The sequence below is a fragment of the Amphibacillus indicireducens genome (assembly GCF_039539605.1).
Taxonomy (GTDB): Bacteria; Bacillota; Bacilli; order Bacillales; family Amphibacillaceae; genus Amphibacillus; species Amphibacillus indicireducens.
The window spans coordinates 23,269-36,895 of the sequence record NZ_BAABDL010000119.1; the positions used below are offsets into that span (position 1 = coordinate 23,269).

General features: G+C 35.4%; 14 protein-coding genes, 1 pseudogene and 1 other annotated feature. Of the genes and pseudogenes, 2 read left to right on the forward strand and 13 right to left on the reverse strand.

All coding sequences use genetic code 11. The annotated features are described in order from the left end of the window. Positions 1-79 precede the first annotated feature (79 nt). Complete coding sequence (locus ABD814_RS11055; protein ID WP_344913124.1) at positions 80-1,432, forward strand: MATE family efflux transporter; 1,353 nt, start codon at positions 80-82, stop codon at positions 1,430-1,432. 68 nt (positions 1,433-1,500) lie between these two features. Here ABD814_RS11055 and serA read toward each other — a convergent pair whose 3' ends face one another. From serA to ABD814_RS11100, 9 genes are all read right to left on the reverse strand, one after another. Then, positions 1,501-3,087 carry a phosphoglycerate dehydrogenase gene (serA, locus tag ABD814_RS11060; protein WP_344913126.1) on the reverse strand — a complete coding sequence of 529 codons (1,587 nt, stop codon included), beginning with the start codon at positions 3,085-3,087 and terminating at the stop codon, positions 1,501-1,503. Between the two features lie 115 nt (positions 3,088-3,202). Beyond that, positions 3,203-3,437, reverse strand: a binding site (T-box leader). Positions 3,438-3,565: 128 nt separating this feature from the next. Further along, complete coding sequence (locus ABD814_RS11065) at positions 3,566-4,552, reverse strand: RnfABCDGE type electron transport complex subunit D (protein WP_344913128.1); 987 nt, start codon at positions 4,550-4,552, stop codon at positions 3,566-3,568. Positions 4,553-4,554: 2 nt separating this feature from the next. Then, positions 4,555-5,871 (reverse strand): electron transport complex subunit RsxC, encoded by a 1,317-nt coding sequence (gene rsxC, locus ABD814_RS11070; protein ID WP_344913130.1) that lies wholly within the window; start codon positions 5,869-5,871, stop codon positions 4,555-4,557. Between the two features lie 193 nt (positions 5,872-6,064). Then, on the reverse strand, positions 6,065-6,298 hold the full coding sequence (gene rpsR / locus ABD814_RS11075; protein WP_344913132.1) for a 30S ribosomal protein S18: 234 nt from the start codon (positions 6,296-6,298) through the stop codon (positions 6,065-6,067). A 20-nt stretch (positions 6,299-6,318) separates the two neighbouring features. Then, positions 6,319-6,810 (reverse strand): single-stranded DNA-binding protein, encoded by a 492-nt coding sequence (gene ssb, locus ABD814_RS11080; protein ID WP_344913133.1) that lies wholly within the window; start codon positions 6,808-6,810, stop codon positions 6,319-6,321. Positions 6,811-6,828: 18 nt separating this feature from the next. Further along, positions 6,829-7,116 carry a 30S ribosomal protein S6 gene (gene rpsF / locus ABD814_RS11085; RefSeq protein ID WP_344913134.1) on the reverse strand — a complete coding sequence of 96 codons (288 nt, stop codon included), beginning with the start codon at positions 7,114-7,116 and terminating at the stop codon, positions 6,829-6,831. A gap of 134 nt (positions 7,117-7,250) precedes the next feature. Next, the gene (gene ychF / locus ABD814_RS11090) at positions 7,251-8,351 is read right to left on the reverse strand and encodes a redox-regulated ATPase YchF (protein WP_344913136.1); all 1,101 of its coding nucleotides are present in this window, start codon (positions 8,349-8,351) and stop codon (positions 7,251-7,253) included. A gap of 216 nt (positions 8,352-8,567) precedes the next feature. Next, complete coding sequence (locus tag ABD814_RS11095) at positions 8,568-8,759, reverse strand: DUF951 domain-containing protein (protein ID WP_344913138.1); 192 nt, start codon at positions 8,757-8,759, stop codon at positions 8,568-8,570. A 40-nt stretch (positions 8,760-8,799) separates the two neighbouring features. Further along, the gene (locus tag ABD814_RS11100; RefSeq protein ID WP_344913140.1) at positions 8,800-9,813 is read right to left on the reverse strand and encodes a hypothetical protein; all 1,014 of its coding nucleotides are present in this window, start codon (positions 9,811-9,813) and stop codon (positions 8,800-8,802) included. 78 nt (positions 9,814-9,891) lie between these two features. Between ABD814_RS11100 and yyaC the strand changes: the two genes are divergently transcribed. Next, a complete protein-coding gene (gene yyaC, locus ABD814_RS11105; RefSeq protein WP_344913142.1) occupies positions 9,892-10,476 on the forward strand; it encodes a spore protease YyaC in 585 nt (194 codons plus the stop codon). A 114-nt stretch (positions 10,477-10,590) separates the two neighbouring features. On the opposite strand, the gene ABD814_RS11110 is transcribed toward yyaC, so the two are convergent. The 4 genes and pseudogenes from ABD814_RS11110 to ABD814_RS11125 form a co-directional block, all read right to left on the reverse strand. Beyond that, complete coding sequence (locus ABD814_RS11110; RefSeq protein ID WP_344913144.1) at positions 10,591-11,436, reverse strand: ParB/RepB/Spo0J family partition protein; 846 nt, start codon at positions 11,434-11,436, stop codon at positions 10,591-10,593. Further along, entirely contained in the window at positions 11,417-12,190 is a 774-nt protein-coding gene (locus ABD814_RS11115) for a ParA family protein (RefSeq protein ID WP_344913146.1), read from the reverse strand. Before ABD814_RS11115 ends, ABD814_RS11110 begins: the two co-directional genes overlap by 20 nt. A gap of 187 nt (positions 12,191-12,377) precedes the next feature. Further along, positions 12,378-13,232, reverse strand: coding sequence for a nucleoid occlusion protein (gene noc / locus ABD814_RS11120; RefSeq protein ID WP_344913148.1), 855 nt, complete (start codon positions 13,230-13,232; stop codon positions 12,378-12,380). A gap of 219 nt (positions 13,233-13,451) precedes the next feature. Then, a pseudogene (locus ABD814_RS11125) lies at positions 13,452-13,553 on the reverse strand (16S rRNA (guanine(527)-N(7))-methyltransferase RsmG); the annotation flags it as partial. Between the last annotated feature and the right edge of the window lie 74 nt (positions 13,554-13,627).

The following is a 13,627-nucleotide window of genomic DNA, read 5'->3' on the forward strand; positions in this document are numbered from 1 at the left end:
CTAATATATTCTAACGGTTATTGACTTAGATTTTTAATAGATAAATAGATTAATTTGGGTTTAAGGGGGAGCTTTTATCGTGTACCACGCTGAATCTTTGAGGGATAAATTTAAATTATTTTTGAAAATTTTATGGCCAATTATGGTGACACAAATTAGTTTAGCATTAATGAATTTAGTTGATACAATTATGGCTGGCCAAGTTGGGACAGTGGATTTAGCTGGAGTAGCGATTGGAGCAAGCTTGTGGTCACCTGTTTTTACTGGAATGAATGGAATCATACTTGCTGTTACACCCATTCTCGCTCACTACTTAGGCAGAAACGAAAAGAATCGGATCCACTATACTGTGACCCAAGCGATCTATTTAGCCATTTTTACTGCACTTAGTATAATCGCGATTGGTGCAATCGTCCTAACACCGATCCTAAACTACATGGAGTTAGAGCCAAATGTTCAACATATTGCTTTACACTATTTAGTTGGGCTTTCAATCGGGATTGTGCCTTTGTTTGTCTCTAATGTTTTACGGAACTTTTATGATGCTCAAGGGTTTACACGCATTTCAATGTTTATCACTGTTTTAGCTGTTCCATTTAATATTTTCCTTAATTACTGCTTAATTTTTGGAAAATTTGGCTTACCTGAAATGGGTGGGATTGGCGCTGGTTATGCAACAGGGTTGAGTTATTGGATTACTTTAGCAATCAGTGTAATCATGATTTTTAAAATTAACGCGGTGAAGCACTACCGAATTTTCGTCGATTGGGTTAAACCCTCGTTTAAAAGCTGGATTGAACAATTAAAGATTGGTGTACCCATCGGATTATCCATTTTCTTTGAATCGAGTATTTTTTCAGTCGTTACTTTACTAATCGGGATTATGTTCTCAACAGTGATGATTGCTGCCAACCAAATCGTCATTAGTTTTACAACACTTATTTTCATGATTCCGTTAAGTATTTCAATGGCATTGACGATTGTTGTCAGCTACTCTGTCGGTGGAGGACGACTGAAATCAGCAAAGCATTATAGTCTGTTAGGAATATTAAGTGGTATGAGTATTCTAAGTTTAACAGCAACTTTGATGTTTTTCTTTCGTGAGGAAATTGCTCGACTTTATTCAAGCGATCCAGAAGCAATTGCACTTGCCGCTCAGCTCTTTCTAGTCTCAATCCTCTATCAGTTATCTGATAGTGTACAAGCAAGTTTACAAGGGGTTTTACGAGGCTTCAAAGATGTAACAGTGCCATTCTTTATTGCTTTTACTTCTTACTGGCTAATTGGTATGCCAGTCGGTTACTTATTAGCAACACAAACGAATCTTGGACCTGCTGGATTTTGGTTCGGGATCTCAATTGGTTTAACAAGTGCAGCAATTGGCTTCTTAATTCGCCTCCGCTTCACTTATAAAAAGGAAAAAATGAAATGACAGCTAGATTCAAGATAAAAATAGCAATGCTCCCTAGATTCTTATTAGGAAGCATTGCTGTTTTCGTTTTATAACTCCACTGCGCTGACTTTATAGATGTCCTCCAAATCAAGTAATACTTGTAAATCTTGATCGGTTACTTCTGCATCAACGGTTAATAGCATAATTGCAGCGCCACCAACATCTTTTCGACCAACTTGCATCGTTGCAATATTAATATCCTTTTTCGCTAATTGAGTCCCAACTCGACCGATCGCACCTGGTTGATCTTCATGATGAATATAGATTAGATGACCTTCTGGAACAAGATCAACTCGGTAATCTTCAACCTGAACAATTCGTGGACCAAAGCCTTTTAATAACGTTCCTGAAACAGCTTTTGCTTCAGTATCTGTGACAATTTCAACTTTAATTAAATTGGTATAATCTTTTCCATCGCTTGTCTTGTTTTCATTAATGACAATCCCTTGCTGTTCAGCTAAATAAGCTGCATTGACATCATTAATTCGCTCACCGTAATGTGGTTTCAATAAGCCTTTGACAGTATTACGAGTGATCGGTGCTACTTCAAGATTATGCAGTTCACCTGAATATGAAATATTAATTTCTTTAATCACTTCATCAGACAAGTTTGTTAAGAACCGACCGAGTTTTTCAGCTAAGTAAAAATAAGGTTCAATTTTTTTCATAATATCTTTTGGTACTGCCGGCATGTTAACTGGGTTCTTAACTGGTACTCCACTTAATAAGCGGACAACATCATGACTGACATCAACGGCCACACTTTCTTGTGCCTCAATCGTACTTGCTCCTAAGTGTGGCGTTGCAATTACTTCTGGTAAGTCTAACAACTTATTGTCTGTTGCTGGCTCAACCTCGAACACATCAAGTGCAGCTCCTGCAACCTTTCCAGCAACAATTGCTTCGTATAGATCTTCCTCATTAATAATTCCACCGCGAGCAACGTTAATTAATTGTACGCCTGGCTTCATTTTTTCAAACATCGCTTTATTAATAAGATTTTTCGTTTCTTTTAATAATGGTGTATGAATCGTAATAAAATCTGCAGCTTGAACAACCTCTTCTACAGTTCCCTGGCTAACACCCATCTGTTCAGCTTTTTCAGCTGTTAAAAATGGATCATAGGCAATCACATTCATTCGCTGCCCTTTAGCTCTTAAAGCAACTTCTCGCCCAATGCGACCTAGACCAATGACACCTAAAGTTTTTCCTTTTAATTCAACACCAACATATGTCTTACGGTCCCACTTTTTATTTTTTAATGCGTAATATGCTTGTGGGATCTTTCTAGCTAATGCAGTTAACATCGCAATGGTGTGTTCAGCTGCTGAGTTCGTATTTCCGTCAGGTGCATTAACAACAATGACACCATTTTCAGTTGCAGCTTTCAGATCAATATTATCGACCCCGACACCTGCTCGACCAATAATCTTTAAGTTTTTAGCTGCATCGATAATTTCTTTCGTCACTTTTGTTTGACTACGAACAAGTAGTGCATCATAATCAGCAATTTTCTCTACTAATTGTTCTGGTGTTAAATCTGTGATAATGTCAATTTCTAAATTATCTGCTTCTCTTAGTGGGTAAATTCCATCTTCACTCAGTGGATCACTAATTAATACTCGATAAGTCATTTGATCATTCCCCTTATTGTTATGATTTATTAGATTGAACTTATGAACAACAAACAGCTATGCTTTACCCCTTTCTTTTAAAAATTAAAAAACTTTCCACCCATTACGTTCATTCGTAAGGGGCGAAAAGTTAAAGTCAGATCTCCGCGGTGCCACCCTAATTTTATTGATTGTTAAACAATCAATTCTTAATTGGTTTTCTGGGTAACGTCCATAAACGGTTAAGCTTACTTGTTTAGTTCGGCTTAACAACTCAGAAGTGGAATCAATTGATCTAAATACTGATTTGCACCAACCATCAGCTCTCTAAAAAGTAGCTCCAATTAATATGTCTTCGTCCTTGTTTTTTAATTATTATCTAATTATTTAGAATTTTTACTATATGTTAGCACGTATAAATAAAATGTCAATATTATTTTCAAACAAAAATAAAGCTCACGTATTATTTTAATCGTGAGCTTCATGTTTAACAACTCTTTTAGCTTTGTTCTTGTTGTGGTCTTTTTTTGTGACCATATATTCTCGGTGCTAGGTGTTTGTCAATCATAGGCGCAAGTCCATTCATGATTAAAATAGCGAAGCCAACGCCTCCAGGGAAGTCAAAGACAATTCGGATCACTGCCGTTAAAATCCCACAACCAATTGCAAAGACTGTTTTCCCATCTGGTGTTAGTGCTCCTGAACTATAATCTGTTGCCATGTAGGTTGCTCCAAATAGTAATGTACCACTTAGCACGTGTGTCATCATATAATTAAAACTAAAGTCGCCATATACGGAAGTAATGATTGCAACTGTTAAAACATATAATAACGGGATTTTTAGATTGATGATCCCTCTGATAACCAAATATATTAAACCGATTAAGATTGCTAATTTAGATGTTTCACCAACATTCCCACCAAGTCCTATTCCTAAAAATAAATCCCAAAGTCCAGGTACTTCTTCTGGAACGGTTCTAGTAAAGTGACCAATAGACTCTAATGGTGTTGCTGTTGAGATAACATCAGGTTCAGGAGTCACCCAATTCGTAATCCACGGTGTAAAAAAGACTTTTAACATTACACGGGCAGCGACAGCCGGGTTAAATGCATTCCTACCAATTCCACCAGGCAACTGTTTCACAAGTAGAATCGCAAAAGCGCTACCTACAACAACTGACCATAGTGGTGCAGTGACAGGTAAGCTAAGTCCAATCAACATTCCTGTCACCGCCGCACTATAATCAGAAATCGTTATTTCTTTACTGCTTAATTTTTGATAAATATATTCAAATAAAACACTTGACCCGATCCCAACGGCAATCATTAAAATAACGCGCCAACCAAAAAAGTAAGTCGCTGCTATTGTCGGAAATAAAAGTGCAATAATGACTTGCTGCATGATCCAAGCGGATGTTCGCTTTGAAAATAGATGTGGTGATGGAGAGATCACTAAATCCTCTGATTCAAACTGATTATTATCCATCATTAGTCCTCCTGACGTGCTCGGATTTCTTGTTTTGCAGCTCGGATATTATCCAATAATGGGATTTTTGCGGGACAAATATATGAACAGTTCCCGCAATCAATACAGTCCATTGCACCTAATCTTTCAGCCTCATCAATATCACCATTTTCATAAGCTTGACTAATTAAGATAGGTTGTAAACTAACCGGACAAACGTTTAAACATTCAGCACATTGAATACATGGAGTTCTTTCTGAACGGACAGTTTCAGCTTTTTCTAAAAAGGTAATCACGGATGTCCCTTTTGTCACAGGGATTCTACCTGATTTTATTGCGGTACCCATCATTGGACCGCCATGGATCACTTTTCCTGGTTTTGAACGAAAACCGTTACACTCTTTGATCAAGTCGTTAATTGGAGTACCAATTCTAACTTTTAAGTTTTTTGGTTCTTTGATAGGCTCGCCTGAAACAGTTGTGATTCTGTCAATTGAAGGTTGTCTTAAATGAATGGCTTCATGAACGGCTAAAGCTGTCGCAACGTTTACAACAACTGTATGTACATCTGCAGGTAGTCCTCCAGCGGGAACTTCGCGATTGGTCAATTTTTTAATTAGGTTTTTTTCAGATCCTTGGGGGTAAATTGTTTCTAACTCGACAATATCAATATGGTCTTCTTGGTCAATAATTTTTTTCATTTTTTCTACACTATCATGGGTATCACTTTCTAAAGCAATATAAACAGTGTTCACAGATAGAATATCAACTAAAATTCGTATACCTTCAATCAACTCTTCGGCATACTCGACCATTAAGCGGTGGTCTGCGGTTGAGTAAGGCTCACATTCAGCCCCATTGATGATCAGCGTATCAATCCGTTTATTATCTGGTGGCGAGAGTTTAACAGAGGTTGGAAACGTTGCTCCTCCCATTCCAACAATTCCAGCACTTTCAATCAACTCTTTCATTTGATTAATCGACAGTTGCTCCTCTTCTTTTAAAAAAGGTGGTTCTCGATAATCTTGATAATCATTTTTGATTGTAATACATGGAGCTGTTCCTTTTACTGTTGGTTGATCAGATATATCAATGACTTCACCTGAAACAGATGAATAGACATTTGCGGAAATAAATCCATCTTTCTCTGCAATGAGTGTACCTATTTTTACCTGATCACCTATCTTGATGGTTGGTTTAGCTGGAGCGCCAATGTGCATATTAAGTGGAAAAATGAGTCGTTCTGGAACGTTCGCTATTTCAATCGGTCGATTTTCCGTCCTTTCTTTACGTCCTTCATTGTAAACACCTTCTTTTTTTCTCATTATATTAAGTCCCACTTCAATAACCTCCTTAAAATTTAAAATCAAATCACCACTACAGTATTTTTAAATATTCCTTTTTAAACTTATTCTAAACCTGTTTTTAAAAGTTTTTCAGCTAAAATTAATTACTGTAAAATAAAAAAACCTATCTCTAATGTATTCGATAAAAATTATCGGACATAAGAAAGATAGGTTTTATATTATTATCTTATTCAGCTACAAATGGTAATAATGCCATTTGACGAGCACGTTTGATTGCTCTTGTTAATTTACGTTGATATTTTGCTGAAGTTCCTGTTACACGACGTGGTAAAATTTTACCGCGCTCTGAAACGAACTTTCTTAATAGATCAACGTCTTTATAATCAATATGTGTAATGCCATTTGCTGTGAAATAGCATACTTTACGACGTCTTGAGCGTCCTCCTCGACGAGGTGCCATCTAAAACACTCCTTTACTTCTTAAAATGGTAGATCATCATCTGATATATCAATTGGTTCTAAGCTTTCACTTACATTACGTTGCTGATTTGACTCATTCTGACTTGGCATTTGCTGTTGGTTCTGGCTTTGTTCATTTTGATAATTTCCAGACCCTTGTCCGCCACTACCTGCCGAAGCTCCTCTGTTACTATTTCGACTTTCCAAAAATTGAACAGTATCAGCGACAACTTCTGTAACATAGACTCTTTTTCCATCTTGTCCATCATAAGATCTTGTTTGGATTCGGCCATCTACACCAATAAGACTACCCTTACTCATGTAGTTTGCTAAACTTTCTGCTGGCTTTCTCCAAATGACACAGTTAATAAAATCTGCTTCTCGATCTCCTTGTTGGTTAGAAAAAGGTCTGTTTACCGCTACGGTAAAGTTAGCTACTGCAGTACCATTTGCAGTATAGCGTAAGTCTGGATCCTTCGTTAATCTGCCAACTAATACGACACGATTTAACATGAGAACCCCTCCTAATTATTAGTCTTCTTCACGAACGATTAAGTGACGAAGAATATCATCAGAGAATTTAGCTAAACGATCAAATTCGTTAATTGCTCGATCATCTGACTTGAAGTTAATCACAACATAATAACCATCACGAAAATCATTGATTTCATATGCAAAACGTTTCTTGCCTTTTTCATCAACTTTTTCGATTTCCGCGCCATTATCAGTAAGAATTGAGTTAAAACGTTCTATAACGTTTGTTTTAGCCTCATCTTCAATGTTTGGGCGGATGATGTACATAATTTCATATTTTGTCATCCGTCTACACCTCCTTTTGGTCTTAGCGGCTCTTTGATTGATCAAAGAGCAAGGAGTAACTACTTTCATTACTCACAATCAAAAATTATATCAAAACTTTACTGTTTTAGCAAGTACCAAGTTAAAATAAGTTTTTATACGTTAAAGCGGAAATGAATGACATCGCCATCTTTTACGATATATTCTTTTCCTTCTAATCGGACTCTGCCACGTTCTCTAGCAACAGTCATCGAACCAGCATCTAAAAGGTCATCATAAGAGACAGTTTCCGCTCGGATGAAGCCCCTTTCAAAGTCTGTATGAATAATTCCTGCTGCTCGTGGTGCCTTTGTCCCTTTTTTAAATGTCCATGCTCTTACTTCTTGTTCACCAGCTGTAAAATAAGTTGCTAAACCTAATAATTGATATGTTGCTCGAATTAATTGATCTAAACCAGATTCAGGAATGCCTAGTTCCTCTAAGAACATTTGCTTCTCTTCGCCATCAAGTTCAGCTATTTCTGATTCAACTTTTGCACTAATGACAACTACTTCTGCTGCTTCTTTTTCTGCAAACTCTCTTACTTTTTGGACATATGGATTTTGATCCGCATCTTGGATCCCATCCTCTGACACGTTTGTTACGTAAAGGACTGGTTTTTGCGTCAATAGATGCAAGCCTTTGACATACTTTAGTTGATCTTCTGTAAACTCAACAGAACGTGCTGGACGTTCAATTTCAAAAGCTTCATTCAACTTAGACAAAATTTCAAACTCATACATTGCCTCTTTATCTTTTTGTCGTGATAATTTTTCAACACGATCAAGTCGTTTAGATATCGTTTCTAAATCTGCTAAAATCAACTCGAGATTAATCGTCTCGATATCTGAAATCGGATCAACTTTTCCTGAAACGTGTGTAATGTTCTCATCTTCAAAACAACGAACAACATGACAAATTGCATCTACTTGACGAATGTTAGAGAGAAATTGGTTTCCTAACCCCTCTCCTTTGCTGGCTCCTTTAACAATACCTGCAATATCTGTAAACTCAAAAGCTGTTGGAACCGTTTTTTTCGGTTTAACTAGTTCTGTTAATTTATTCAAACGGTGGTCTGGTACCTCTACAATCCCAACGTTTGGATCAATTGTACAAAACGGGTAGTTAGCTGCCTCTGCGCCTGCTTGTGTAATCGCATTAAATAATGTTGATTTTCCGACGTTTGGTAGGCCTACTATTCCTGCTGTCAATGCCATACTAAATTCCACTCCTTAATCATATACCCGTTACTATAACGTTACTTCTGTTCCATTATAGTTTTCATTCTAATAAAACTCAAGTTTATCATATTTTCAATTTCATGCGGTTTTAACTGTCAGATAACTTGTTTTTCAACGTATACTCCGTAAACAGTCGATATTTTTAGCTTGTTTAAGAAAATGTTTCACGTGAAACATTTTCTACTGTTCACTTTAGTCACTTGATTTAACGACTTTCTTTAAGCCTTTTTCAAACTTCCTTCGCGGTATTAAAACACTATGATCACAACCTTGACATTTTATTCGAATATCCATCCCCATACGGATAATTTGCCACTGATTCGTTCCACAAGGATGCGGTTTTTTCATTTCAACATGATCATGTAATTGGTAATCTTTATTCAATTTAGCTCAACCTCTCTTGCAAATTTCTATACTAATCATATCACTTTTCTACTCTACAGTCTTTAATTGGATACAAAATTAACTTCAATAATAAATATAAATTGAGTAAACCATAGATCGGATAGATCAGTTCAATTAAAAATTGAAAGCCTGTTAATGAAAACGGCACTAGCAATAGCGTTAAAATCAGCGCGACCTTAATTTGGCTGATATTGTAGTTGTTTTTAATCCTGGTGATTAAACCAAGCAAGGCTCCTAATGCAGTCGAAAAGATAGCAACCCATATAATAATTGTTACAAATAACAAGACAAAACTCGGAAATCGAATGAGTATACCGTAAATCGGCATTTCAAATAAATCTATTTCTGCATGAATTAATGTCAAACTATAATTGTAAATATATGATAGACCCGCTAATATTACTGTAGAAATTAAAGCAGTATAGATCACTTCTTTTTTTGTTTTTATCTTATTCCCTATTGCTCCAACGACGGAGATAATCGGCAATAAATTTACTGAAGTAAATGATATTGCTTTAAAGTAATTCATCTTAGACATCGAGACATGCTCAATTGATGGTTCGCGCTTAATAAAGATCATTAATATCGCTAGTAACGTGATTAAGAGAACCGGCAATAAAATCGTATTAATTTCTATTACTTGATCAAGAGAAAAGCTAAATGCCCAAACCATCATAATCGCAATTAAACTAATTCCTATCCAGCTTGGTAATTGGTAGACCTCTAAGGCCGCTCCACTACCGGCTATCATAATCACAATTGTTAAAATTAAATAGACAAACATTAACAGATCATATAGCCAAGTAAGCTTATCGTTGACAATCGTTGCTAATATTTGCTGGTAGTGATTTGTTTGTTTTTTAGATGAAATATCAAGAATACTATAACAACACACACCAAATAACACTGTAAATAATGAAATAGCTCGTCCACCATTCGCACCAAAAAACAACCATATTTCTCTGCCTGATGCATAACCTGCACCGATAACAATCCCTAATATTAAAAAACTTAATTGTAATATTTTTTTCATTTGTGAACCTCCATTTTCACGTATAGAAACAAATCTTCAATCGTATACTAATAAAAATATGTTGGAGGTCAGCAAACTATGAAATTATCTAGTCCAACTTATCATCAAATGAATAAATTGAGCTTGAACTATCGGGAGCTATTCGTTGAGCAAAAAATTGGGCGTTTCATTTATCAATCATTACCAGATCTAGTAGCAGAACTTATCGTTCTTTGTATTGGGTCTGATCGTTCAACAGGTGATGCCCTTGGACCAATTGTCGGTTCGCTATTAACAAAAAGAAGTCATTCTCGTTTTTTTGTCTATGGTACATTAGAAAAACCAATTCATGCTTTAAATTTGGTCTCTCAACTGGATGACATTAAGCAAAAACACAAGAATCGATTCATTATTGCAATTGATGCATGTCTAGGTCGGAGTCAATCAATTGGTAAAATTACTGCTAGCACTGGACCTTTGAAACCAGGTTTAGCAATGAATAAGAAACTACCAGAGGTTGGTGATCTTAATATAACTGGGATTGTTAATGTTAGTTCTTCAATGGGGTATTTAACTCTTCAAAACACACGTCTACACCTTGTTACACAGCAAGCTAAAGTGATTTCACGTGCATTATCCTATTCTGAATACTTATTGACTGAATCCAAACAAATATCTCAATAAATGATCAACCAGTCTAGTTAATATTTTAATATTGTTTCACGTGAAACAAATTAAAACTGGACACTCCATCTAACTCTCTTGTAAGAAATGAAGTGTCCAGTTTGGTTTAAACTTTTAATGATTAAATAAGTCAATAATCCGATTTAAATCATCATTATTATAAAATTCGATTTCTATTTTTCCTTTATTTTTTCCTTGATGGATTTTAACTCCCGTACCAAAATGATCTCTTAAGCGATTTTCATATTCTGCAATAAAAACGTCCTTTTTAACTTTTTCTTTGCTTACTTTCGGTTGCGGCTCATTTAATTGCTGAACAAGCGTTTCTACTTGTCTGACATTTAATTTTTCTTTGCTAATTCTTTTGACAACTTCAGTGAGTACTTGCTTATTTTTTAAACTCAGTAATGCTCTCCCATGCCCCATTGACAATTCACCATTGTTGATCATCGCTGTTACTTGCTCAGGTAATTGAAGTAATCTTATATGATTCGCTATGTGTGGCCGGCTCTTGCCAAGTTTTTTAGACAACTCCTCTTGAGTCAATTGATATGATTCCATCAAATTAACATAGGCTTGCGCTTCCTCAATCGGGGTTAAATTTTCACGTTGTAAATTTTCAAGTAGAGCGAGTTCCATCATTTTTTGGTCGTTCAATTCTTTAATAATGACAGGAACCGTTGCTAAATTTGCTTCTTTCGCACCTCGGTAACGGCGCTCTCCTGCAATGATTTCATAACCTTTGATTGTCTTTCGTACAAGTAAAGGCTGAATAATGCCATACTCTAAAATTGAGTTTTTTAAATCTTCAATCGCTTCAACTTGAAATGTTTTTCTCGGTTGATAAGGATTTGGTCTTAATTCAGAAATGTCTAGCTCAATGATTTCATTAGATTTTTCATCTAATTCTTCTAATTCAGGGAAAAAAGCATTTATACCTTTACCTAACCCTCTCGCCACTGACCATCACTTCCTTTGCTAATTCAAGATACACTTCTGCACCTTTTGACTTTGGATCATACGTAATGATTGGTTGACCATGACTTGGTGCCTCTCCTAACCGAACATTTCTAGGAATGATCGAGTTATAAACTTTATCTTGAAAATACTTTTTAACTTCTTCAATAACTTGTAATCCTAAGTTAGTGCGAGCATCGAGCATTGTCAGTAATACACCCTCAATTTTTAATTGCTTATTAAGATGTTTTTGTACTAACCGAACAGTGTTTAATAATTGACTTAAGCCTTCTAGTGCGTAATATTCACATTGAACGGGGATAATTACACTATCTGCTGCTGTTAATGAATTAAGTGTAAGCAACCCGAGTGAAGGTGGACAATCAATGATAATATAGTCATATTGATCAACTGATGACTCTAATGCTTTTTTAAGTCTGATTTCTCTAGATATTGTTGGCACTAACTCTATTTCAGCTCCAGCTAATTGAATCGTTGCTGGTATCACGTCTAAATTAGGAATATTTGTTGAAACAGTTACATCTGCTGTTGTTAAATCATCTATAAGAACATTATAAATACACTGATCAATATCAGCTTTGTTAATTCCAATCCCACTAGTTGCGTTACCCTGCGGATCAATATCAACTAATAGTGTTTTGTTACCCAAGTGTGCTAATCCTGCACTCAAGTTAACTGCCGATGTTGTTTTACCTACGCCACCTTTTTGGTTGGCTATGGCAATTACTTTTCCCATTATGTCACCTACCTATTTTAAAAACTCTTAATTCTATTCTATCATTTTTTTAAACATTATACATGGTTAATAAGTGGATATTCTGAAATAGTCGATATTTGTCTTAGTTAGACTCAGATAAAAAAAGAGTGATAGCTGATTTATCACAGTTATCACTCTTTTTTTCTGTAAAATATTTATGATAGCATTACTTATTTTTAGGGATTTTTATTGTAATTTGATAGTATTCTTCTAAATCCTCTTCTTCTGTCTCTAATTTAACACCTGTATCAGTAACCATATTTAGTGATTGCCGAATCGTGTTCATCGCAATTCGCATGTCTTTATTAAAACCTTTAAGTCTAGGACGCTTTTTCTTTGGTTGATTTGATAGTAGTCTAGCGATTTTTTCTTCTGTCTGTTTTACATTTAATTGTTTTTCAATAACTTCATTTAATAATAAAATTTGTTTTGCTTCGTCTTTTAAAACAATTAATGCCCGAGCATGTCGTTCGGTAATTGATTTATTCATAATTGCTTGTTGAATTGGATCTGGAAGCTTTAATAATCTTAATTTATTAGCGATCGTTGATTGACTTTTCCCTAATCTTTGAGCTAATGCTTCTTGAGTTAGTTCATGAATTTCAATCAGTTGTTGATAAGCTCTTGCTTCCTCAATCACTGTCAATTCTTCTCTTTGTAAGTTTTCAATTAATGCAACAGAAGCTGTTTCCTTATCATTCATTTGACGAATCAACGCGGGAATCTCTGTCCAACCTAACTGTTTAACCGCTCTGTAACGACGTTCACCGGCAATTATTTCATATTCCTGATCTGCGTCTACAACTTTACGGACAACAATCGGTTGAATCATTCCGTGAGTATGTATCGTCTGAGCAAGCTCATCAATTTTTTCAGGATTGAATATTGTTCTTGGTTGGTACCGATTTGGTGAAATATGATTGATTGATAGCTGAACAACCTCGTCCTGTTTAAACTCTTCGATCGACTCAATTGTTTCTTTGTCACCCATACCGAACATTCGACTAAATGGAGGTAAAATAATAAACACCACCTTTTCTTCAAATAATAATCGATCAGTAATTTAAAATGTTTCACGTGAAACAATTTAAAATATTCATACTTTGTTAAAATTAAATCGACTACTATATACTTCTATTATTCTATCACAAATTCCTTTAATATCATAAAAAATATGATATTAAACTTTTTTCGACAAAATAACAAAATCCACGCAGCAAATTTTACTGCGTGGATTAATTTAATTAGCTAGCGGTTCACGATTTGGTGTCCCAGGTTTTCTTGGATATGTCTTTGGCGTTGGTTTAACTTTATCAACAATAATGATATTTCTTTCACCTTGATTACGTTAGTTTTGCAGCTACTTTCTGAAAGGTAAGTTTGAGAAGCTTTGATACAGTAAATTGTATCACTATT

Excerpts from the sequence above, each read along its gene's own strand:
- ssb (WP_344913133.1), bottom strand. The coding sequence starts at position 6,810 with ATGTTAAATCGTGTCGTATTAGTTGGCAGATTAACGAAGGATCCAGAC.
- yyaC (WP_344913142.1), top strand. The coding sequence starts at position 9,892 with ATGAAATTATCTAGTCCAACTTATCATCAAATGAATAAATTGAGCTTG.
- ABD814_RS11115 (WP_344913146.1), bottom strand. The coding sequence starts at position 12,190 with ATGGGAAAAGTAATTGCCATAGCCAACCAAAAAGGTGGCGTAGGTAAA.
- ychF (WP_344913136.1), bottom strand. The coding sequence starts at position 8,351 with ATGGCATTGACAGCAGGAATAGTAGGCCTACCAAACGTCGGAAAATCA.
- ABD814_RS11065 (WP_344913128.1), bottom strand. The coding sequence starts at position 4,552 with ATGGATAATAATCAGTTTGAATCAGAGGATTTAGTGATCTCTCCATCA.
- rpsF (WP_344913134.1), bottom strand. The coding sequence starts at position 7,116 with ATGACAAAATATGAAATTATGTACATCATCCGCCCAAACATTGAAGAT.
- ABD814_RS11100 (WP_344913140.1), bottom strand. The coding sequence starts at position 9,813 with ATGAAAAAAATATTACAATTAAGTTTTTTAATATTAGGGATTGTTATC.
- rpsR (WP_344913132.1), bottom strand. The coding sequence starts at position 6,298 with ATGGCACCTCGTCGAGGAGGACGCTCAAGACGTCGTAAAGTATGCTAT.
- serA (WP_344913126.1), bottom strand. The coding sequence starts at position 3,087 with ATGACTTATCGAGTATTAATTAGTGATCCACTGAGTGAAGATGGAATT.